We start from the raw sequence: 1,136 nt of genomic DNA on the forward strand, positions 1-1,136 counted from the left end.
GGGCAGGTAGGCGGCGCCGGCTTTCCATACCGCGAGGATCGCGATGATCAACTGCGGGGTGCGCCCCACATGCAAGCCGACGATGCTGTCCGGGCCGGCGCCCAGAGCGAGGAGGTGGTGGGCCAGCCGGTTGGCGCGCTCGTCCAGTTCCCGGTAGCTGAGCCGGTTGCCCTCACACAGCACCGCGGTCTGAGCGGGACGGGTCCGGGCCTGAGCGGCGATGAGCTCGTGGATACCACCCGCTGCGGGAACGGCGATGCGGGCGGGCACAGCGTTGCTGGTGAGCTGCCGCTGTTCGGCCGGGGTGAGGATGGGCAGCGCCGACAGCGGCCGATCCGGATCTGCGGTGATCGCATCCAGCACGCCGTGCAGGTGAGCGATCAGCCGTTCGATCCTGTCCTGATCGAACAGGGCGGTGCTGTACTGCACCGATCCGTTCAGACCACCGTCAGGGCTACTGGCCATGGTCACGATGAGGTCATATTTGACCGGCATCGAACGCGGCCCGCCACCCTCACCAGAACCAGGCTCACCGCCGAAGCCGGATCCGGCGTCAGTGGTGGCGCCGGCGCCAGAGCGTGCGTCGGGATCAGCGTCGTCGCTGATGAAGTGACTGAACAGCGTCTGGAACAACGGCGTGCGGGAGCGGTCACGCTCGATACCGAGCTCGTCGACGAGCTGCTCGAACGGCAGATCCTGGTGACCGTAGGCCTCCAGCGCGGTGGCGCGGACCTGGTGCAGCAGGTCGGTGAAGGTCGGATCGCCGGATAGGTCGGCGCGCAGGACCAGGGTGTTGACGAAGAAGCCGATCAGGTCTTCGGTCTCGGCCTGGTTGCGGTTGGCCACCGGCGTGCCGACCAGCAGATCATCCTGGCGGGTGTATTTACCGAGCAGGACGGTATAGGCGGCCAGCAGCGTCATGAACATCGTCGCGCCGCTGCGGCGCGACAGCTCCTGCAACCGGTGGCCGATGTCGGGGTCGACGCGGAAGTCGATGGCCGCCCCGCCGGTATCGCGCACCGCGGGCCGGGCCCGGTCGGTAGGCAGGTCCAGCACCGAAGGCCGGGCCAGCCGGCGCCGCCAGTAGCCGAGCTGCCCCTCCAAAGTCTCGCCGGTCAGCCAGGAACGCTGCCACA

1 protein-coding gene is annotated in these 1,136 nt (G+C 68.5%); it reads right to left on the minus strand.

Features of this window, described 5'->3' with window-relative positions; all coding sequences use genetic code 11:
* Nucleotides 1-1,136: condensation domain-containing protein (locus tag ACGFNP_RS61065; protein WP_393334404.1), on the minus strand; the 1,136-nt coding region annotated here is incomplete at both ends.

Source organism: Nonomuraea sp. NPDC049269 (assembly GCF_043197155.1).
GTDB lineage: Bacteria > Actinomycetota > Actinomycetes > Streptosporangiales > Streptosporangiaceae > Nonomuraea.